We start from the raw sequence: 20,719 nt of genomic DNA on the forward strand, positions 1-20,719 counted from the left end.
GATGCGAGGAAAGGTGACGCCCTCAATTACTGTGACGATGTGGGTACAGACATCGACCCGAGCGTCGCGGAGATCGAGCAGGCAGCGTTCCAGCTCCGCAGGCTCTGGGCCAAGCCGCAGCTTCTCCGGCGGCTGCGCGAGAACTGCGAGCCTGGACGAGGCATCCAGCTGTCCAACCTGATGGTCATCTACGCGATCGCCAAGCAGGGCGAGGACCGTGGTGACGTCACCGTCGGCGCCGTCGCCGAGCTCCTCGAGATCGACCCATCGACCGCCAGCCGGCTCGTCGGCCACGCCATCGACGCCGGCTTCGTGTCCCGTCAGGCGTCGCCGGTCGACGCCCGGCGCGCCCACCTGCAGCTGACCGACGCCGGCCGCCGGATCCAGCATCGGGCCGACGAGTTCCGCAGGCACTTCATCGCCCGGCTCGTCGCCGACTGGACCCCGGCCGAACGCTCCGAGTTCGCCCGCCTCCTGCGGCGGTTCAGCGAGGCGGCGGCCGGCGTCTCCATCGACGAGGCCGAGGCCGGCCGGCTCCTGGAGGCGGCGACGCCCGCCGCCGACCGGCCCCAGGAGGCTCCCCGAAGCTGACGCGGGCCGCCGACCGGCCCCAGGAGGCTCCCCGAAGCTGACGCGGGCCGCCGACCGGATCGAGAGGCTTCCGGGGGCTGACGCGGGCCACGGACCGGACCCCGAGAGGCTCCCCGCCGGCTATCTCGATCATCGTGATGGATCAGTCGCCGACCGTGGCCGAACGAGGGGGAGGTCAGGTCCATGGTGTGCCGGGCGGCCAGTTCCGGCGCGCTGCACGCTGTGTTCCAGGCCCGCACGTTCGCCGCGCAGCAGCAGGCCCAGCAGGCCGAGGGGTCAAGGAACTCATCGTGGGTGCCTTTCGGGGCGACGGTCAGTCCAGCCGGGGCATGTCGAGGACGACGAGTTCGACTCCGCCAGTGCCGGTGACGGTGGCTGTGTCGCCGCGGGGGCTGTACAGGCAGGTGAGTGTGGGGTGCGGCCGGCCGTCGACGCAGAGTCCGTTGGTGGTGGTCCAGGCGATCTGCGCGCGGTCGGCGGTGAAGACATAGGTAGCGTCGTCGGTGAGACGGACGACGCTGATGCGCAGGTCGGCGTGGGGGCCGGGATGGTCGTAGAAGCTGCCCAGGGGTTTGATCTCGACGCCCGGTCCGGCCGTGTAGTAGGTGAAGGCGGCCGGGTGGATGAGGATCGGGGCCTCGTAGCCGGCGGGCGGGACGGTAAAGCCGCCTCCAGTGCGCGCGTCGTAGATGGCCTGCACGGCGTCGCGGTGCCGGCGGCGTCCGGTGTCCGGGTCGGTGTCGACGTACTGTCCGCCGGTGAAGGTGCCGCTTGCGCGCAGCCGCTGGAGCACCTTCTCCCCATCCCCGGCGTCGTCCTGTCCTTGCCGGCCGCGGCGGTGGAGGAACTCGTCACCGAATCCGTACTGCAGGAGTAGGGCGGTTCCCTGGTCCTTGCGCTGCGGCCCGTAGTAGGCCCCGCGGGGGAAGTAGGCGAGGTCGCCTTCCGGGATGTCCTGGCCGGGTGCGTAGTTGACGGAGCCGGATTCGGTCCAGCGCAGTTGCTGGAAGGCGTGGTGATGGCGGGGGCTTTCGAAGGCCAGTTCGCCGCGTTGGTACTGGCTGCGGATGAGCCGGAAGCTCAGTGTGTCGTCCGCGGTGTCGGCCAGGAGGTTCTGACGCAGGATCGAACCGGGGCGGGCGGAGCGGGTGGGGTCCTGGGCCCGGACGGGGACCTCGGCGGCGATGACGGTCTGCATGGCACTGCCTTTGCGTGGTCAGTCGTTCTGGCGGGTGCGCAGCGTGGTGAGGATGTCGGTGGTGGTGGCGGTTTCGCCGAGTCGGGGGAAGATCCGCTCGATGCTGTGCCGGTGCGCCGCGGCATCGAGGTCGGCCATGGCGTCGGTGGCGAGCACGACGTGGTAGCCGTGCTCGTGGGCGGCGCGGGCGGTGGACTCCACGCCGATGCTGGTGGCGACCCCGGTGATCACCGTCTGGGTGACGCCTCGTTCTTGCAGGCGCCGGTGCAGGTCGGTGCCGGTGAAGGCGCCCCACCGCTGTTTCGTGATGTGGATGTCACCCGGCTGGGGGTCGAGCTCGGGAGCGAGTTCGGCCCAATCGGCTGGACGCGGCGCCCTGTTCCCGGTGGTGCCGGGGCGGGCGTCGGTGCGTCCGGGGGCGCCGCCGTCGACGGTGACCAGGACGACCGGCAGATCGCGCCGACGGAATTCGGCCGCGAGAGCGACGGCGTTGTCCAGGACCTCCTTGATCTCCGGGCGCGCGGTGACGCCCTTCTGGAGGTCGACGACGAGCAGGGCGCAGGCGGGGTCGATGGTACTCAGCGGCATGGGAGGGTCTCCTTGTGCGTGCAGGCCGTACTGGACGTGCGCGGGGATCAGGGGGTCGTCGGAGGCGTGGACGGCTGGTAGCCGGCCAGGCGCTGCATCAGGTCGCCCGCGGCGCGGAGCATCTGCTGCTCGTCGTCGTCGAGCAGCGCCGCGATGGCCTGGCCCAGCCAGGAGTCGCGCTCGTGCCGGCTGCGGTCGATCATTTCCTGGCCGGCGGCGGTCAGGACGATGCGCACCTTGCGAGCGTCGTCCGGATCCTTCGCGCGGACGATCAGGCCCCCCGCTGCCAACTCGCGCAGCGCCGCGGACACGTTCGGGCCGCTCATCGTCAATCGTTCGGCCAACCGGCTCGGCTGCGCATCCTCGGGTGTCCGCGCGACCGCTGCAAGGACCCGGAAGCCTGAGAGTGACAGGCCCGTGACCGGCAGGGCCTCCTGTCGCAGCCGGCGCTGCAGCAGCTTGATCTGGGTGCGCAGGCGCTCGATCTCATCATCCCGCATAATGTTATTCTACATAACTATGCCACATAATCAAATGGTGATGACCGCGATCGGGGCGGTGCGCGGGATCGTGCGCACGTACCTCTCTCGTGAACCCGGTGTCGCCTACGACTGGCGGATCGGCGCGGCCGCCGCCATCGCCGTGGGCCTGCCCGCCTGCCTCGGGGTCGCACTCGACCAGCAGGGCGCCGGCATCCTGACCGCGATGGCCGCATGGCTGGTGATGCGATCCACACCCCGGGGCGACACCCGCAACCGCATCGTCTCGCTCGTGCGGCGCAGCCTTCTCATGGCCGCGGGCGTCGCGCTCGGGATGCTCACCGGGGGCTGGGCCGCACTGCCCATCCTGGCGCCGGCCGCTTTCAGCGCCCCGCTTCGAGTCCTCGGGCCGTTCCCCGCGCTGTGCGTCGTTGTCGGCGCCGGGCAGCCGCACCCCGACGTGTGGCTGAACACGGCGCTTTTTCTGGCCGGCGGACTGTTCGCCACCGCCCTGCTGCTCATCCCGTACTTCGGTGGCCGGCACGACTCGCCGCGACCCCGCCCCCCACGCGAGCCCGCCGCGGTCCGCGTCCGTGCCGCCCTCGCCGCCCTGCGCATTGCCGCTGGCGAGGGCGACCCTCGTTTCCGGCACGCGGTCCGGCTCGGTGTCTGCGTCACCGCGGCCTACGTCCTGATCACCGCAACCGGATTGCCCGGCGGCCAGCTGGTGATCATCGGCATCGTCACGACGCTGCGCCCGAGCTGGGGCCAGACCACACGCCGGATCGTCAAACGCGTCGGCGGCACCGTGCTGGGCTCCGCGCTCGCCGCCGCACTGCTCGTGGTCGCCGCCGGGGTGTCCCCCTACGTCCTCATGGCCGCCGTCGCCCTCCTCAGCGGACTCGGCCAGCCCCTCCGGCGGATCAACTACGGCTTCTGGCCCGTCTTCTCCGCCCCCGTGGCCCTCCTGCTGACCGACACCAGCGGCACCATCGGGTGGATCGACGCACTCGAACGCAGCACCTACAACGCCGCTGGCGCGCTCCTGGCCGCGCTCGCCACCCTGCTGATCTGGCCCGCACGCGAACAGGACCGCATACCGGACCGCCTCGCGGCCGTTCTCGAAGCACACGCCCGCCTGCTCGACCGCGTCGCCGTGCTGCTCACCCCGACCGGCCTTCCCGGTGAACGCCTGCACACCCGAGCCGCCGACAACCTCGAACCCGTTGTTCCCCACGACACCCCGGCCACATCCCGGTCCGCGGCCCCTCGGTGTCAGTGAGGGCATGTTGTCGAATTCATCCGCGTTGGTACACAGCGGTGCTGAGATGCTTCAGGCCGGAATCGACCAATAAGGTCGCGATCCTGGCGGTCGGGCCGAGGCGCTGGCCGACCTGGATCGGGGCGAGCACGTTCGCGCCTGACGATGTACCGGCGAACAGGCCCTCCTCGCGGGCCAGGCGCCTGGCCATGTCCTCGGCGGTGGCGATCGGGACGATCTCGTCCGGCAGGTCCAGGTCGCACATCGGCGGGATGCAACCGATCCTGATGCCCTCGATGCGGTGCGCACCCGGCCGACCACCGGACAGCACTGCGCGCCCCTTCGGCAGCGCGCAGGCCTCAGGAGCGCAGGACGGCCAGCCGCTCGCGGTACTCCTCCTCGTCGATCTCGCCTCGCGCGTACCGTTCGGCGAGCACCGACTCCGCGCGCGCCGGCGTCTTCGTACGGCGCCAGAGCAGGTAGCCGCCTCCGCCGAGGAGGAGCAGCCAGAACAGACCGAACGCGAGAGGGATGACGGGCCACCAGCCGGGGCCGTCTCCGTGCTGCCAGGGACCGTGCTGCCAGGGGCCGTACGCGGCCAGGCTCATCGTTTCCATGCCCCGATCGTGCGCCCGGGCCTCCGGACGGGTCGTCATACGGCGGGAGGCTTCTGCTGTACGCCCGGCGGAGCAGACGGAACCGGGCCGGAATCCGGCTGGCCGCCAGGGAAGGGCACGCGGAAGGCCACGTGCGGCCAGAGAGTGCCGGCCCGGCGCTCGTACCGCCCTGAAACCGTACCCGGACCGGTGGGCCGCTCCGTGCGCGGGACCGGCCCTCGGCGCACCAGAGGCGGTCGCTCATGGGAGCGCTCCGGCGCCCCTCCGTGGCAGAATGACGCCCGCCGCCGATACCGGGGAGGAAACCGGTGCCCGTATCCGAGCCCCGCCGCACCTTTCCTCGCCTCGTCTCCGCGCTGCTGGCCGGCGCCGCCGTCGCGGTGCTGTCCGTTCCGGCCGCCCAGTCCGCCGTGCCGAGCCGACCGCTCCGCCCACCCGCCCGCGCGGCAACGGCCGACCTGTACCGCGGTCAGCAGTGGACGCTCGGCGCTCTGCACCTGTCACGCGCCTGGAAGTACTCCCGGGGCGACGGCGTGACGGTCGCCGTCCTCGACACCGGCGTCGACGGCCATCAGCCGGACCTCACCGGGCGCGTGATCGACGGCCCCGACTTCACCGGCCACGCGCGCAAGCCGGGCAACCGCTACTGGGGCCGCCACGGCACCGAGATGGCCAGCCTGATCGCGGGCCACGGTCACGGCGCCGCCGGCGGCGCGGGCATCATGGGCGTGGCGCCGGAGGCGAAGGTCCTGTCGATCAGGGTCACGTGGGAGCTCGGTGACCCGATGCGGAACGACCACGCGCAGGTGGCGCGCTCCCGTGACGCCATCGCCCAGGGCATCCGGTACGCCACCGACCACGGCGCGCAGGTCATCAACATGTCCCTCGGCGGCGGCAAGCTGTTCTACGACGGCAACCCGCTGGAGGAGTCGGCCATCAAGTACGCCCTGGACAAGGGCGTCGTCCTCGTGGCGTCCTCCGGCAACGACGGCGCCACCGGAAACCGCCGCAACTACCCGGCCGCCTACCCCGGCGTGATCGCCGTCGGCGCGGTGGACCGCGCTTTCAAGCCGGCCAAGTTCACGAACCGCCACGCGTACGTCTCGGTCGCGGCGCCGGGCGTCGAGATCGTCAGCGCCGACGTGGCGGGCCACGGCTACGTGCTGGGCACCGGCACCAGTTCGTCGGCCGCGCTCGTCGCCGGCATCAGCGCGCTCCTCAAGGCGCGTTATCCGCGCCTCTCGGCGGCCGAGGTCAAGCAGGCCCTCGAACAGGGCACCACCCACCGCCCGCCCGACGGCCGGAGCACCGCGACCGGCACCGGCGTGGCCGACGCCCTGGGCGCGCTGCGCGCGGCGGCGCGCATCAACAAGGCCGAGCACGGCGGCGCCACCGTCAAGCAGCCGCAGTCCTCGTCCACCAAGCCGGACGCCAACGGGTCCCCGTCGGGGGGCGGCGGCCCCGACCTCATGCTCGTCGCCGTGCTCAGCGGCGGCGGCACGCTCCTCGTCCTCAGCCTCATTCTGGGCTGGCGGCAGCGTCGCCGGCGGCTCGCCCTGGCCGACGCCGGCGACGAGGACGTCGCCGTGCCGGTCGCCGCCTCGGCTCCGGCCGAGGACGATCCCTGGCGGCAGCGCCCGCCCGCGCGTGCCCCTCGTCAGGGCGGAGCGCCGGGCCGCTCGCCCTGGGAGCCCAGATCCTCCGAGTCACCGTCCCCCTGGGAGGCGCGGCCGACCGGACCGCAGTCGTCCTGGGAGCTCCGCGCGGAGGAGGCGTCACCGTCCTGGAGTCCCCGGCCGTCCGCGCCACCGCCGCCCTGGGATCCCCGCCCGCCCGAGCCGCCGTCCCCCAGAGAACCCCGCTCCCGCGAACCCTCGTCGCCCGAGCCTGCGTCGTCCGGGCAGCCCCGCCCGCCCGAGCCGCCGTCGTCCGGGCGATCCCGGCCGCCGGAGCCACCGTCTCCCTGGGAACCACGCACACCCGGGCCGTCGTCCCGTGATCCTCTGCCGTCCGAGGCTTCGTCGTCCTGGGGGCCGCCGCCACCGGATCCCGCGCCGGGACGGCCGTTCTCCCGTACGGACGACGACCGGTCCCCGGTCGAACCGCCCCCGTACGGGACCGCCGCAGGGGAGCCCCCGCGCACCGCGTCCTTCTCCGCCCCGGCGGCGGACGGCGAGGCCTCCTCCGGCCCTTCGTCCTTCACGCCGCAGGCCGGGCCGGCGTCCGCGCCGGAGCGATACGAGGCCCCGGGCGAGCCGTCCCCCGCCGACCCCGTACGCCCGCCGTCCGCGCCGGAACGACAGCCGCTCTGGACACCACCGGGCGAGCGCGGCGACGCGACGTCGCCGAGCGGCCGGTACCCGGAGACGCCGGAGCCCCAGAGCCCGGATCCGCTCGGTGACGCGCCGATCGACTCCTCCGCCGACGTCGGCACTCCGCTCGCGGACGAGAGCTGGGAGAGCATCCGCCGCGGTTTCGACCGGCTGAAGGAGGACACCCGCAACTGGGGGTCGCCCCTGTTCGGCGGCTGGTCCACCTCGCTGGACTCCGCCGAGCCGGATGCCTCCGAGTCGGACTCCTCGGTGCCGGATTCGGAGGAGCGTACGGACCCGCCGCCCGCCGAGCCCGAGGACGGTTCTGGTACCTGACGGGGGGCTAACCCCACCCCCGTGACGCCTGCGGTCCCCATGGCCGCGGCCGGGCGGTCCGGATAGCGTGCTGGCAGTCCGACGGGGAGGAGTACGTCCGTGCGCAAAGGTGGCCTGGCCCTGCCCCTGCTCGCCGTTCTCGGCCTCTCCGGGTGCGGTGTCAGCGTGCACTTCGGCGACTACAAGAACGAACTCACCTCCGACGCCACCGTGAACGGCCAGGTGAAGGCCGTGAATCTCGACTCGAAAGACGGCCGGCTCGTCATCAGGGCGGGTGGCTCCGCGGTGCGGATTCACCGGGTCGTGCACTACCAGGACGGCACTCCGCATCCCGGCCAGCGGCTCGACTCCGGGACCCTGACGTTCACCAGGGGCTGCTCCCGCTGCAAGGTCGACTACGAGCTCACGGTCCCCGCCTCCGTCACCGTCCAGGCCCGCGCCGACAGCGGCAGGATCGACGTCACCGGGGTCGCGACCGCCGACGCGAGCAGCGACTCCGGATCGGTCGCGATCCACTCGGTCAAGGGCGCGGTCCGGGCCCACAGCGACTCGGGCTCGATCGTCGTGGAGGACGTCGGCAGCCCCCTCACCCTCACGACCGACTCGGGGTCGATCCACGCCACGCGGCTGACCGCGGCGACCGTACGGGCGCATTCGAAGTCCGGGAGCGTCCGGCTGACCTTCGCCGCCCCGCCCACCAACGTGAACGCGACGACCGACTCCGCCTCCCTTCGCGTGGCGGTCCCCGGCGGCCCGTACAACGTGGACGCCGACACCGACAGCGGCGGCAAGGACGTCGCCGGCGTTCCGCACGACCAGCGTGCCCCGCGAAGGCTCTACCTGCGCACCGACTCGGGTCACCTGACCGCCGAGCACACGACGTCCTGAGCGGCGTCGCGGCGCGCGCTCCGGCTCAGGTGGGCGCGTCCATCCGCTGTGCGCCGATCACCCCGAGGAACTGCAGGTTCCGGTACGAGGCGGAGCCCGGCTCGGCGGTGAAGAGCACCAGGTGCTGGTCGGCGTCCGGCACGGTGAGGATGTCGAAGTCCAGCTCGATCGGCCCCACCTTCGGGTGCTGGAAGACCTGCCGGGAATGGTGTTCGATGCGGAGCTCCTGGGAGTTCCACAGCCGGGCGAAGGTCGCGCTGCCGGCCAGGAGCTCGTCGATCAGCGAACGCAACTCGGCGCTGTCCGGGTAGCGGGTGGTGGCGACCCGCAGATAGCTGACGGCGTTGATCGCCAGGCGCTCGTGGCCGGTGATCCCGTACACGCCGTGGTCGTGGTCGGGGTGCAGGAAGATGCGGCGCAGGACGTTGCGGTCCGCCGCCCGCAGGGCCGAGAAGTCCTCGAACAGGGCGGCGGCGAGCGGGTTCCACGCGAGCACCTGGCACGTGTCGTCCAGCACCATCGCGGGGGTGTCGGCGAGGCGGTCCAGCAGGGCGGCGGTGGAGGGGGCGACCTCGCGCGACGGCAGCCGCCCCGGATCGTCCTCCAGCTCACCGGCCAGAGAGAAGAGGTGGGCCCGCTCCTGATCGGACAGGCGCAGCGCGCGGGCGATGCCCCGGAGCACCTGGCGTGACGGGTGCCGACCGCGCGCCTGCTCCAGACGGCTGTAGTGGTCCGTGGAGATGTGGGCGAGCTGCGCGACCTCCTCCCGCCGCAGCCCCGGGGTGCGGCGCCGCGACCCCCGCGGCAGGCCCACGTCCTCCGGCCGGACCTGCTCTCTCCTGCTGCGCAGGAACGCCGCCAGCGCGTGCTTGTCCATGGCCCCACGGTACGGCCCCGCCGCGGCCCCGACCCGCGCTCAGCCACGGACCGATGGTCCCTGGCTGGCCACGGCCCGCTCACGAACGCTGGGCGGAGTGGCCGCGGATCGGCGGCCGCCGTCTACCAGCGAGGACAGGACCATGAAGATCTTCCTGACGGGTGCGAGCGGTTATCTCGGCGGTGTGCTCACCGAGCACCTCGTCGCGGCGGGCCACCGGGTGAGCGCGCTCGCCCGGTCACAGGCGGCTCGGGACCGGGTGACCGAGCTGGGGGCGGAGGCGGTTCCGGGGGACCTCGCGGACACGGCGGCCCTCCGTCTCGCCGCAGAGGGGGCAGACGCCGTCGTCCACGCCGCGGTGGACTTCACCGACCCCGCCATGCGGACGCTGGAGGAGCCGGCGCTGGCGGCGATGCTCGCCGGGCTCAGGCCGGGGAGCCCGTTCGTCTACACCAGCACCGGCCTGGTCTATCCGGACACCCGGGGAGTGCCGGTCGACGAGGACACCCCGGTCGACTCCGAACACTCCCCGCAGCCGTACAAGGTGCTGGGCGAGCGGCAGGTGCTGGCCGCCGACGGGCCGGCGGTGACGGTGATTCGGGCCGCGCTGATCTACGGACGGGGCGGTTCCGGGCTGCTCCAGGGCATGATCGCGGGCGCACGGGAGCGGGGAGTCGCCACGTACATCGGCGACGGCGCCAACGATTGGAGCTCGGTGCACGTCGACGACCTCGCCAGGCTGTACGTCGCCGCGCTGGAGCGGGGCGAGCGACATCTCGTCGTCAACGCCGCGACCCGGAGCCGTACCTCCATGCGGCAGATCGCCGAGGCGGTGGCCGACACCACGGGAGCCCGCGCGATGTCGATCACTCTCGAACAGGCTCGGCAGGCGCTCGGCCCCTTCGCCGGCGTGCTCACCCGGTCCTCGCCGCTGGATCCCTCCCGCGCCGAGCGGGTGTTCGGCTGGAAGCCGGTCGAACGCGGCCTCCTCGACGAGCTGCGCACCGGGTCCTACGCCACCGCCACCCGCGTCTGACCCCCGGCGCCCCTCCCCGCGCCCGGTCCCCGGCGGCCTGCCCGCGTCCGGCCCCCGGCGGCGGCCACCCGCCCCGGGCACCCGGCGGCCTCTGCCCACGCCGTTCCCCGCATAGAGGCTTTTTGTGTCACAAGTCTTCCTATGGCGGGGTCGGAGGGTGAACGATTGGTTGTCATGCGGGGAAGAAAGGTTCCGGCGACGTCGTACGCCGATCGCGCGATGGCGCAGGTGGCCTCGTGGCCCGGCGTACGCAGAGGACGCGCCGCCTGTGGTCTCGGCACGGCGCTGAAGATCGACGGCCGGCAGCTCGCCCATGTGCACGCCGACGGCTGCGCGGAGCTGCGGCTGACCTGGCCGGTCATCGGGCGTCTGCGCCGTCCCCTCCTGGAGTCGGGGCGCGTGCAGCTGGCCCCCGGCGGGGACTGGATCCGCGTACGACTCGACAGCGACGGCGACGTCGACCTGTTCACCTCCCTGGCCAGTGTCGCCATCAAGGCGAACACGTCCGGCGCGCGGAGGGAACGCACCGGGGCCTGCATGACGCTGGCCCGCGCCGAGGTCGACGGCGCCGTGCTGTCCGGCCGCCCGGCCACCGTCCCGAACGACCTGCGGGAGCCCCGCCTCCGTCCCCGGTGACGGCGAATCGCGGGCACCGGTCCGGGCGTCGTTCTCCCGCGCACTTGCCCGAATCATGTCCCGATCGTGAAGATGGCCTGATCGCGGCGAGGTGAGGGAGGCGACGGGGGGTGCGACGGGCGGAGTTCACGGTCCGGCGCGCGCTCGGCCATCGACTCCTCGTCCTGGCGGCCTCGGCGACCGTGCTGTTCGCCGTCACGATCCTGACCGCGCTCGGCGGCTACGCCGCGACCGTGACGGGCGACGGGCTGCGCGCCACCCTGGCCGCGGCGACGTTCGACGACGCCGGCACGCGGATCACCACCAGCGTCGCCGCGCATGACATTCCCGCCGCGCGGCGTACGGTCACGGCCGCCGTCCGCAGGGTGTACGGGCACGTCCCGGCGGCCGTCGTGGTCAGCGCGCGCGGCGACTCGTACGCCGTGCCGGGGCAGGAGCGGAGTCCGCACCCGCAGCTCACGACGTTCGCGACGTACGACGGGATCGAGGGCCACGCCCGCCTCGTCGCGGGCCGCTGGCCGACCGCGAACGGGATCGAGGCCGCCCTGCCCGTGCCGGCGGCGCGGGCGATGCGGCTGTCCCCCGGCCGTACCGTCACCCTGCACAGCCGGGTCGGCGGCCCGCCGGTCACGGTCACCGTCACCGGGCTGTTCGAGGTGCGGCACGCGGACGACTGGTTCTGGGGCGGCGACCGGCTCGTCACGACCGGGGCCGAGCGCCTCGGTTACACCACGTTCGGCCCGCTCGTGGTGCCTCCGGCGACGTTCAGCGCGCGCTTCGCCACGACGGTGACCGTGCGCTGGCTCGTGTCCCCGTCCATGCGGGAGATCCGCGCGAACGAGCTGACGGACGTCGCCGCGCGGGCCCGCGCGCTGCCCGCCGCGCTCGGCGGCTCCTACAGCGTCAAGTCCTCGCTGGCGGACCTGCTGACGCAGGTCGGCCGGGCGCTGCTCGTCGCGCGGTCGACGCTGCTGATCCCGGCGCTGCAGCTCGTCGTCCTCGCCGTGTACACGCTGACGCTCGTCGCGCGGCTCCTCGCCGAGCACCGGCGGGTGGAGGTCATGCTCATGCGCGCCCGTGGCGCGTCGACGCGTCAGATCGCGGGCCTCGCCGCGTCCGAGGGCCTGCTGCTCGCCCTCCCGGCCGCGGTGGCCGCGCCGTTCCTCGCGCCACCGCTCGTACGCGCCGTCGCGGGAGGCACCGCCACGCCACCGTCACCGGTACTGGCCTGGGCGATCGCGGTCGCGGGCGCGCTGGCGTGCGCCGCCGCCCTCGGCCTGCCGGCGCTGAGCGGCATCCGGCGAACGTACGTCGCGGCCCTCGCCGAGCGCGGCCGGGGCGAGCGGCGCGCGGCGATCCAGCGGGCCGGCGGCGACCTGGCCCTCGTCGTCCTCGCGGCGCTGGCGGTCTGGCAGCTCGCGCACTACGGCGGCCCGGTCACCGCGACGGCGACGCGGGGGCTCGGCATCGACCCGCTGATCGTGGCCGGTCCGGCGCTCGCGCTCCTCGCCGGAGGCGTCCTCGTCCTGCGGCTCGTGCCGGTCGCCTCGCGCGCCGGGGAGCGGGCCACCACGCACGGCCGCGGCCTGGCGCCCGCGGTGGCCACGCGGCAGGTCAGCCGCAGGCCGCTGCGTACCGCCGGCCCCACTCTGCTGCTGGTGATGACGGTGGCGGTGGGCGTGCTGTCGGTCACGACCGGCGTGACGTGGCGGCAGTCGCAGCTCGACCAGGCGGACTTCCAGGCCGGCGCCGACCTGCGGGTCACCGCGCCGACCGACGACACGTCGCCGCAGACGGCGGGGCAGGGCGGCCGGTACGCCGCGCTGCCCGGTGTGACGGCGGTGAGCCCGGTCCTGCGGGCGTTCGGCGGGACCGCGAGTTCGGACGTCACGGTGCTCGCGGCCGACGCCGGCAAGATCGCACGGATGCTGCGGACCCCGTTCCCGGCGGACCCGGCGCGGCTCGCGGCAGGCCGTACGGGCGCGGCGGTACCGGTCCCGGGGCGGCCGTCGCGGCTGTCCGTCGGGGTGCGCGCCGACCGGACGGGCGGCCCGGTCGAGCTCTCGATGATCCTCACCGACGCGTTCCACGTGACGTACGAGGTCGACATCGGCTCCGTGGCCGCCGACGGGAGCACCCACACCGAGGACGTCGACCTGTCGGCGGCGGCCGGAACCGGCGGCGCCATCGCCTACCCGATCGCGGTCCGCGGCTTCCGCTTCTCCTACGTCGGCGCGTCCGGCGGCCGTCCGGGCGACCTCACGCTGACCGTGCCGGCGCTGGGTTCGCCGGCGGGCGTTCAGTGGACCGGGCAGATCACGGCGAGCGACGGCCTCGCCGAGAACCTGCGGCCCGAGCCGGGCGGGCTGCTGAGCCTGCGTCTGCCGCCCGCGTCCACCGCCGAGTGGCAGTCGCCGCAGCTCGTCGGCAGCGCCCTGGTGCGCGGCGGGCAGGCCGGCGCGCCCCTCCCGGCGATCGTCACCCGTGACCTCGCCGCCCGCGCGCACGTCGGCGTGGGCGGCCGGCTCAGCCTCGACCAGGGCGGCCTCGCCCATCCGATCACGGTCGCGGGGATCGTCCCCGCACTGCCGTCGGTCGCGCCGGGCAAGCCCGGCGTGATGGTCGACTGGGCCGCGCTGAGCGACCGGGACCTCGCCGCCGGTGTACCCGCGCCCGCGCCCGGCGAATGGTGGCTGACGGCCCGCGACACCGCGCCGGTCGCGAAGGCGCTCGCGGGGCAGACCGTCGTCGACCGGAACGCCCTGCGGCACCGGTTGCGCGACGCCCCGCTGGGGCGCGGGCTGCGGGGCGCCCTCATCCTCGGGTTCGGCGCCGCGCTGGTGCTCGCGGCGATCGGGTTCGCGGTCCACACGGCCGTGTCGGCGCGGGAGCGCGCCGGTGAGTTCGCGGTCCTGCGGGCGCTCGGCGTCGGCGGGCGGCAGGTCCTCGGGCTCGTCGCCGTCGAGCAGGCGTTCCTCGTCGGGCTGGGCCTGGCCGGCGGTCTGCTGCTCGGGATCGTGCTGGCCCGTCTCGTCGTTCCGCACGTCGTGCTCACGGCGGCCGCCACCACTCCGTACCCGCCCGTGCACGTCATCCTGCGGTGGCCCGCGATCGTCTCGATGCTGGGCGCGATCGTCGTGCTGATCGCCGCGGTGCTGCTGCTGTTCGCCCGCTCGCTGCGGCACGGCCGTCCCCTGGAGGAGCGATGATCCGGCGGACCGCGCGGGCGCACCGGCCGGCGCTGCTCGTCCTCGGGCTGCTCGTCCTCGTCACGACGTTCCTGGCCGACGCGGGGCCGCGGGCGCTCGTCTCCGGGTACGACCGCGCCGCGCGGGAGACGATGGCCGGGGCGCCGTCCGGCGCCACCGACCTCGTCGTGTCGTCCGGGCTGCCGTCGACCGCGGCGGACGAGGCGCAGGCGCGCGGCGCGCGTCTCCTCGCGAGCACGGACGGGCTCGCGACGGCGGCGCGGCAGTGGCGCGCGACGTTCCCGAAGCCGCTGCGGGACACCATCGTGACGAGCGACTACTTCGCCGGCTCATCGTTCCTGCCGCTCGCGCACGGCGTGAACCAGACGCTGGGCCTCGGCTACTCCAGCAGCGCGAACGCCCACATCCGGTACGTCTCGGGCCGCCCGCCCGGCCCCGCGCTCGAGACCGCGCTGCCCGAACGCGCGGCGCGGCGGCTGGGCGTCGCCGCCGGCGACGTCCTGCGCACCGCGACCCAGCCGGCCCTCAACGTGCGGATCACGGGGCTGTTCGTCCCGGCGGACCCCGGCGACCGGTACTGGGCGTCCGCGTCGCACGCGAAGTTCGCGGACGCCGAGCTGAGGAAGACGCCCGACGGGAACGACGTCGTCCTGGCGACCGGGATCCTCGACCCGGCCGGCTACCGCGCGCTGTGCACCCGGACGCCGTTCGGGGTCAACGTCACCTGGACGTACACGCCCGGCACCGACCGGGTCACGGCCGGGTCCGCGAAGACGCTCGTGGACGACGTCCACCGGTCCGCCGAGAGGATCGCGGGCGAGAACACCTCGATGAGCACGCGGCTGGACTGGGTGCTCGACGACTTCGTGCAGCGGCTCCGGACGACGCAGGCGCTGATGTTCCTGTCGGTCTCCGGGCTGTTCGCCGCCGCGCTCGGCGTGCTGGCCCTCGCCGTCGGGCTCCTGCTCCGGCGGATGAACCCCGACCTCCACCTGCAGGCCGCCCGCGGCGCCTCACGGCTCCGGCTCGCCGGGCTCACCGCCGGCGTCACGGCCCTGGTGACGCTGCCGGCCGCCGCCGCCGGCCTCGCGCTGTCCGCGCTCCTCGTCGACGGCCCGGCGCAGACCGTGTCGTACGCCGCGGTGGCGATCCTGGTCCTGACGGCGATCGGCGGGCCGACGGCCGCCGGGCTCCGTCTCCCGGGGCGACGGCTGGTCGCCGAGGGCCTGCTCGTCGTGCTCGCGGTGGCCGGGACGTACCTCGTCCGCCGGCGCGGCCTCCCCGCCACCGGGAGCGTCGATCCGTTCCTGTCCGCCGTCCCCGTGCTCCTGGCCGTGGCCGCCGGGCTCGTGCTCCTGCGCGCCCTCCCGTACGTCCTGCGGCCGGTCCAGCGGATTCTCGCGCGGGGGCGGTCGGCGGTCCCGTTCATCGGCGTCGCCCGCGTGTCGACGGCGGCGCTGCCGCTCGTCGTCGTGCTGCTGGCCGTGGCGGTCATCGGGTTCGGCTCGACGGTCGAGGCGAGCCTGAGCCGCGCGCAGCGCCTCGCGACGTACGCGTCGGTGGGCGGGGACGCGCGGGTCGACGCGGTGACCATGAGCCGGGACGTGATCGACCGGGTGCGCCGCACGCCGGGCGTACGGGCCGTCGTGCCCGCCCAGACCGTCCACGCGGCCCGGATGTCCGTGGACGGCCAGCTCATCAGCGAGCTCACCGTGATCGGCGTCGACCTGCCCGCCTACCGGCGGATGATGGCCGACACGCCCCTGCGGCCGCCCGCGTGGCCGCGCGGCCCCGGGATCCCGGCGCTGTTCTCCCCCACCGCGCACGCGCCGAAGTCGGGGGTCAGCGTGTCCACCGACTACGGCCAGAGCATGCCGCTGCGGAACGCCGGCACGGTCACGGGCTTCCCCGGCCAGTCCGCCGACGACCCGTTCGTCCTCGTGCCCGCCGACGCGCTCGGCCGCGCCACCGGCGGCGGCAACACCGGCTCGGTCTCCATCTTCGTCCGCGGCGACCACATCGACGCGGCGGCGCTGTCGCGCGCCGCCGCCCAGCCGTCACTCGGCGCCGCCGAGAAGAACGCCGTGACGACGTACCGCCAGGAGCACGCCGCCCTCACCCAGGGGACGCTCGGCCGGATCGTCGGTCAGGGGTTCGGCCTGACGGCCGCCCTCGTGACCTGCTACGGAACGCTCGCGATCCTGGTGATGCTGTTCGCGGGCGCGCGAGGCCGCGGGCGCGCCGTGTCGTACCTGCGCACGCTCGGGCTGAGCCGGCGGCAGGCGCACTGGCTGGCCGTCGTCGAGATCGCGCCGGTGCTGTTCGTCGCGTTCGCCGGCGGGTGGGCGCTCGGGCTCGTCCTGCCGGGTCTGCTGGGACCCGCCATCGACCTGAGCCCGTACACGGGCGGGTCGCCGGTCCGGCACTTCGTGCCCGACCTGGCGGTCTCCGCGTCGCTCGCCGGCGGACTGCTGGTCTTCGCGGCCCTGGCCGTGTTCATCGACGCCCTGGTCGCGACGCGGCGCGGCCTCGGCGGCGTGCTGCGGATCGGAGAGGTATGAGCCTGGACGAACCCGACCTGGCGGAGCTGGAGCGCCGCGCCGGCAGCACCGGCCCGGCGTACGGCGCGGACGCCCACATCGTCTGCGACAACCTGGTGCGGATCTACCAGACGCAGGGCGTCGAGGTGATCGCGCTGCAGGGCCTGGACCTGCTCGTCGAGGAGGGCGAGATGGTGGCGCTCGTCGGCGCGTCCGGGTCGGGCAAGTCGACGCTGCTGAACATCCTGGCCGGGCTGGACGTGCCGACCGCGGGCGTGGCGCGGGTCGCCGGGGTCGACCTGCTCGACATGTCCGGCCGCGACCGGCTGCGGTTCCGGCGGGAACTCGTCGGGTTCGTGTGGCAGCAGACCGCGCGGAACCTCCTCCCGTACCTGTCGGCCGCGGAGAACGTCGAGATGCCGATGCGGTTCGCCGGTCTCGGGCGGAAGGCACGGCGCACGCGCGCCCTCGAACTGCTCGACCTGGTCGGCCTGGCCGACCGCGCCACGGCGCGACCGGCCGAGATGTCCGGTGGCGAACAGCAGCGCGTCGCCATCGCGGTGGCCGTCGCGAACCGGCCGAAGGTCGTCCTCGCCGACGAGCCCACCGGCGAGCTCGACACGGCGACCGGCGCGTCGGTGTTCTCCGCCCTCCGCACCGCGAACCGGTCCCTCGGCGTCACGACCGTCATCGTCACCCACGACCCGGAGGTCGCCGGCAACGTCGACCGTACGATCGGCATCCGCGACGGGCGGACGAGCAGCGAGATCCTCCGCCGCACCTCCGAGTCCGGCGACGTCGTCGTCGCGGAGTACGCCGTGCTCGACCGCGCGGGGCGGCTGCAGCTCCCCCGGTCGTTCACCACGGCGCTGGACATGAAGGACCGGGTACGCCTGGAACTGGAGACGGACCACATCGGAGTCTGGCCTGATGATCACCGTTGAGGGCCTGAACAAGGCGTACGGGGCGAACCACGTCCTCCGGGACGTGAGCTTCACGGTCGAGGCCGGGGAGCTCCTGGCCGTCCGCGGCCGTTCGGGTTCGGGGAAGACGACGCTGCTGAACCTCATCGGCGGGCTCGACAGCCCGGCCTCCGGCCGGGTCGTCGTCGGCCCGTGGGAGGTGACATCGTCCGGCCCGGCGGAGCTGCAGCGCATGCGGCGGGAGACGGTCGGGTTCGTGTTCCAGTCGTTCGGGCTGATCCCGGTGCTGTCGGCGGCGGAGAACGTCGGCGTGCCACTGCGGCTGACGCGGACCCCGGCCCGCGAACGCGAGGAGCGCGTACGGCTGCTGCTGGCCATGGTGGGCCTCGCCGACCATGCCCGGCAGCGCCCGTACGAACTGTCCGGCGGCCAGCAGCAACGCGTCGCCATCGCCCGCGCCCTGGCCCGGTCGCCGCAGGTGCTCATCGCGGACGAACCCACAGGACAGCTCGACTCCGAGACCGCCCAGTCGATCATGCAGCTGATCCGCGCCGTCGTCCGCGACCAGGGCGTCACGGCCGTCGTCGCGACCCATGACCCCCTCCTGGTCCGCCACGCCGACCGCGTCATCGAACTCCGCGACGGCGCCGTGTCCTGAGCGCGAAGGGGCAGGTCGCCGCCGTGGCTCAAGCAGGTCACGCCGAACCGTGGTTCCGGGGCGGTGGTCGTGCTATCCACCGAAGTGGGGTTGTTTCGCCACGACCCCATCGAGTTCGATCCCGAGACCTCTCGAGAGGACGGAACACGTGAGGACCAGTCACCTGTTAGCGGCACTCGGCGTCCTGGCCGGCGGCATCACGGCCGCTCCGAGCGCGGCCGGCGCCGACGTCATCGTTCCCATCGGGCCCGACCAGGGGTTCCACGGCCTCGTGAACGGCGCGCACGACAAAGCGGTGATCAAGATGGTCTGTCCCGGTCCCGCCTATCCGGACCAGACCGGGCATCCCATCGCAGGTCAGACGCTGGCAGTGGCCCCGGGTGCCGTCTCGACGAAGGGCGGCGGGTACACCGGCAGCCTGGGCACCTCCGTCGCCGTCGCCGTCGCCCTCTCCGCGGTGTCCACCGGCGAGCCGATCGTGTTCCACGCCTACAACGTCCCGCAGGACATCCCGACGTCGATCTCGCTGCCCTGCTACGGCACTGGCACCATCCGGTTCGTCCCCCTGCCCACGAGCGGGACCGCCGTCCCCGACGACGTCACCGTCACCTACGTCAACATCGCCGTGTGACACCGACCCGGACCGCCCGCCCGACGACGTCCGGCATATGCGAGCAAGCGCCGACGGCCCGCCGCTGCCGTCACCGACGTCGTCGGTGAGCGCTACGCATTGCGGAGACCCCACGCGGTGCTTTGAGGTCGTGGCAGCGACCCGCCTTCACGACTCCTCATCAATACCCGGGATGACAGCAAACGAGGTCAACCTCCGCAGCGATCGCCTCGTGCCTCTGATATCTAGGTCTCCCGTAGCGGTGACCTGCAACCCATCGCCATGCGCCCGGACAGCTTCGTTGTAATCGGACTCGCTTAGCTCGACCCTGTACCGACGGGCATCGCCAGAATCATCGGCTACCCCTTGAATAACCACCTCGCCACGCCCGTAATTACCTTCTCGGAAGAGGCGGACCACCAGGCCGGCTACCGTCACTCCCGACCTAGGCTGCTTCGTTCTCAGATAGTCTGCAGCTTCGCCGAGAATTCGCTGCTGCCCAGGAGTGATTCGAAGGAGCACAGGAGCGAAATGTTCACGAACGAGAGGTGACCCGGCGAAACGAAGTTGATAGACCTCATAATCTGGACCGCCCAAGGCACTTAGTGCCGCCAATTCTGTAGCGTTAGGGGTGTCCGGCGCGAACTTCCCGAACGAGGATAGCGGTAGATCCCCCTCACTAACGCGCTCCGCCAACTGTTGCGCCTTCCGGGCGGTTGTCAGCATTCGATTCGTTACTCTACGCCCGAAAGGCCGAGGAGGAACCTCCATCAAAACATCCTGACCTTCAGGAGTTGCAACATCTGAATCGTCGTCCGAGTAAACGTCTGCCAGCGGAAGAGCAAGCGACAGAACGAAACTCCCCGGCCGGGTGGATAGTCTGGCCTGAGCCGCATAGGCCTCCGCGCGTTGCGGTCGCCGAGGAGGGAGAACCAAGGAGTCATGATCCAACGCGGCGGCCGACGCAACGACGAAGTTCTTGAGCGCAGAGATTGCGGAGTGCGCCAGGAACAGGGGCGCCTCACCCTCAGGAGCATTCGGAGTCAGACGGACCGCTACGTTATCTACTCCACCATGAGTGATATCATCAGCGATCTCCTCTGGCAGACGCCGTTCGACGAACGATATCGCCTTCAGTGCTTCGGTGACGAGTTCTACGTAATCTAGGACGCTTTTTTCCGCCGGTAGCACGACACGAACATCGTCATTGGTTTGACTACTCGGGGACCGCCAAAGACTAGTCCGGCCATCTACATCTTCGAGGGTCCACCCAGAGCCATCAAGATAGGCCGCAAGCGCCCCTAGACTTGGGATCTTTCCAGTCTCCACTCCAGAGACAGGGCTCAGCCGACTCATGGCTGCCCCCAGACGTCGATAGCGGGAACAGGAGTCGATCGCCGAATCCCATGCGTTTTAAGCATTCTGTGCAACCCTGCCTGATCCAGGGTATTCTCGACGGGAAGGTGTATCGCCTGGCTCGTCTTGTTCACCGAAGGCTCCATGCCTTCCAGCGACACCCATGCTCCGCGACCGCATAGGAGCGTTCCTTCGCTGTGGAGGCGCACGTGCTCACCTTCCTCAGGAACGCCGATAACGACAAGCACCCTACCAACGGCGTGATCCCGACGCCTGAGTACATCGTAGGTCTCGATGTCAAGGTCATAGCTGAAAACACCCGACGCAAGCTGCCTCAGCTTGATCGTGGTCTTCACTTGAACGTTCACCGTAGGGTAGTAAGTCCCTAGTTCTTCCCCTGGGTACACAAGTTGCACGTCCGCCTTCTGGAGATCCACTGTGGTGGACCGGCTATGGAGGAGACCGCACCCGGCAGCGACCGCCTCTAGCCAGGCTTCGCCGAAGTCACCTTGCAGGGTGTTCTGGTCTCGGTCCCGCACGTGGCTGATTGTGCCGCATTAGGCAACGGGACGCGGTGAGTTGGACACAATGGCCTTTGATACGG

Annotated in this window: 19 protein-coding genes; 11 read left to right on the forward strand and 8 right to left on the reverse strand. The window is 72.5% G+C overall.

The features are described from left to right. Positions 1–39: 39 nt before the first annotated feature. Positions 40–591 (forward strand): MarR family winged helix-turn-helix transcriptional regulator, encoded by a 552-nt coding sequence (locus NDW01_RS09725; RefSeq protein WP_252819000.1) that lies wholly within the window; start codon positions 40–42, stop codon positions 589–591. A gap of 313 nt (positions 592–904) precedes the next feature. Here the strand turns inward: NDW01_RS09725 and NDW01_RS09730 are convergent, their stop codons facing one another. From NDW01_RS09730 to NDW01_RS09740, 3 genes are read right to left on the reverse strand one after another with little or no spacing between them, the layout of a single operon-like run. Further along, a complete protein-coding gene (locus NDW01_RS09730; protein WP_252819001.1) occupies positions 905–1,789 on the reverse strand; it encodes a hypothetical protein in 885 nt (294 codons plus the stop codon). Positions 1,790–1,807: 18 nt separating this feature from the next. Beyond that, positions 1,808–2,377, reverse strand: coding sequence for an isochorismatase family cysteine hydrolase (locus NDW01_RS09735; RefSeq protein ID WP_252819003.1), 570 nt, complete (start codon positions 2,375–2,377; stop codon positions 1,808–1,810). A gap of 47 nt (positions 2,378–2,424) precedes the next feature. Continuing rightward, the gene (locus tag NDW01_RS09740; protein WP_252819005.1) at positions 2,425–2,877 is read right to left on the reverse strand and encodes a MarR family winged helix-turn-helix transcriptional regulator; all 453 of its coding nucleotides are present in this window, start codon (positions 2,875–2,877) and stop codon (positions 2,425–2,427) included. Positions 2,878–2,917: 40 nt separating this feature from the next. Here NDW01_RS09740 and NDW01_RS09745 point away from each other — a divergent pair, with 40 nt between their 5' ends. Beyond that, a complete protein-coding gene (locus tag NDW01_RS09745; protein WP_252819007.1) occupies positions 2,918–4,138 on the forward strand; it encodes an FUSC family protein in 1,221 nt (406 codons plus the stop codon). Positions 4,139–4,154: 16 nt separating this feature from the next. Here NDW01_RS09745 and NDW01_RS09750 read toward each other — a convergent pair whose 3' ends face one another. After that, on the reverse strand, positions 4,155–4,382 hold the full coding sequence (locus NDW01_RS09750; protein ID WP_252819009.1) for a hypothetical protein: 228 nt from the start codon (positions 4,380–4,382) through the stop codon (positions 4,155–4,157). A gap of 94 nt (positions 4,383–4,476) precedes the next feature. After that, positions 4,477–4,734, reverse strand: a complete 258-nt coding sequence (locus NDW01_RS09755) for an SHOCT domain-containing protein (RefSeq protein ID WP_252819011.1) — start codon at positions 4,732–4,734, stop codon at positions 4,477–4,479. A gap of 308 nt (positions 4,735–5,042) precedes the next feature. Between NDW01_RS09755 and NDW01_RS09760 the strand changes: the two genes are divergently transcribed. After that, a complete protein-coding gene (locus NDW01_RS09760; protein WP_252819013.1) occupies positions 5,043–7,382 on the forward strand; it encodes a S8 family serine peptidase in 2,340 nt (779 codons plus the stop codon). A 99-nt stretch (positions 7,383–7,481) separates the two neighbouring features. Beyond that, a complete protein-coding gene (locus NDW01_RS09765) occupies positions 7,482–8,270 on the forward strand; it encodes a DUF4097 family beta strand repeat-containing protein (protein ID WP_252819015.1) in 789 nt (262 codons plus the stop codon). A 25-nt stretch (positions 8,271–8,295) separates the two neighbouring features. On the opposite strand, the gene NDW01_RS09770 is transcribed toward NDW01_RS09765, so the two are convergent. Next, complete coding sequence (locus NDW01_RS09770; RefSeq protein WP_252819017.1) at positions 8,296–9,147, reverse strand: helix-turn-helix transcriptional regulator; 852 nt, start codon at positions 9,145–9,147, stop codon at positions 8,296–8,298. Between the two features lie 142 nt (positions 9,148–9,289). Between NDW01_RS09770 and NDW01_RS09775 the strand changes: the two genes are divergently transcribed. The 7 genes from NDW01_RS09775 (at position 9,290) to NDW01_RS09805 (ending at position 18,780) form a co-directional block, all read left to right on the forward strand. Beyond that, positions 9,290–10,183 (forward strand): NAD-dependent epimerase/dehydratase family protein, encoded by an 894-nt coding sequence (locus NDW01_RS09775; protein WP_252819019.1) that lies wholly within the window; start codon positions 9,290–9,292, stop codon positions 10,181–10,183. A 174-nt stretch (positions 10,184–10,357) separates the two neighbouring features. Further along, positions 10,358–10,819, forward strand: coding sequence for a luciferase domain-containing protein (locus NDW01_RS09780; protein WP_252819021.1), 462 nt, complete (start codon positions 10,358–10,360; stop codon positions 10,817–10,819). Between the two features lie 110 nt (positions 10,820–10,929). Next, positions 10,930–14,028, forward strand: a complete 3,099-nt coding sequence (locus NDW01_RS43735; RefSeq protein ID WP_252819023.1) for an FtsX-like permease family protein — start codon at positions 10,930–10,932, stop codon at positions 14,026–14,028. Then, entirely contained in the window at positions 14,025–16,589 is a 2,565-nt protein-coding gene (locus tag NDW01_RS09790; RefSeq protein WP_252819026.1) for an FtsX-like permease family protein, read from the forward strand. The genes NDW01_RS43735 and NDW01_RS09790 overlap by 4 nt, the downstream gene beginning before the upstream one ends. After that, on the forward strand, positions 16,586–17,512 hold the full coding sequence (locus NDW01_RS09795; RefSeq protein WP_252819029.1) for an ABC transporter ATP-binding protein: 927 nt from the start codon (positions 16,586–16,588) through the stop codon (positions 17,510–17,512). The genes NDW01_RS09790 and NDW01_RS09795 overlap by 4 nt, the downstream gene beginning before the upstream one ends. Further along, the gene (locus tag NDW01_RS09800) at positions 17,499–18,149 is read left to right on the forward strand and encodes an ABC transporter ATP-binding protein (RefSeq protein ID WP_252778106.1); all 651 of its coding nucleotides are present in this window, start codon (positions 17,499–17,501) and stop codon (positions 18,147–18,149) included. The genes NDW01_RS09795 and NDW01_RS09800 overlap by 14 nt, the downstream gene beginning before the upstream one ends. A 148-nt stretch (positions 18,150–18,297) precedes the next feature. Next, complete coding sequence (locus NDW01_RS09805; protein WP_252819031.1) at positions 18,298–18,780, forward strand: hypothetical protein; 483 nt, start codon at positions 18,298–18,300, stop codon at positions 18,778–18,780. 147 nt (positions 18,781–18,927) lie between these two features. Here NDW01_RS09805 and NDW01_RS09810 read toward each other — a convergent pair whose 3' ends face one another. Then, on the reverse strand, positions 18,928–19,950 hold the full coding sequence (locus tag NDW01_RS09810) for a hypothetical protein (protein ID WP_252819033.1): 1,023 nt from the start codon (positions 19,948–19,950) through the stop codon (positions 18,928–18,930). A gap of 161 nt (positions 19,951–20,111) precedes the next feature. Continuing rightward, on the reverse strand, positions 20,112–20,654 hold the full coding sequence (locus NDW01_RS09815) for a DUF4365 domain-containing protein (protein WP_252819035.1): 543 nt from the start codon (positions 20,652–20,654) through the stop codon (positions 20,112–20,114). Positions 20,655–20,719 lie beyond the last annotated feature (65 nt).

The organism is Actinoallomurus soli (assembly GCF_024055715.1).
Lineage (GTDB): Bacteria > Actinomycetota > Actinomycetes > Streptosporangiales > Streptosporangiaceae > Actinoallomurus > Actinoallomurus soli.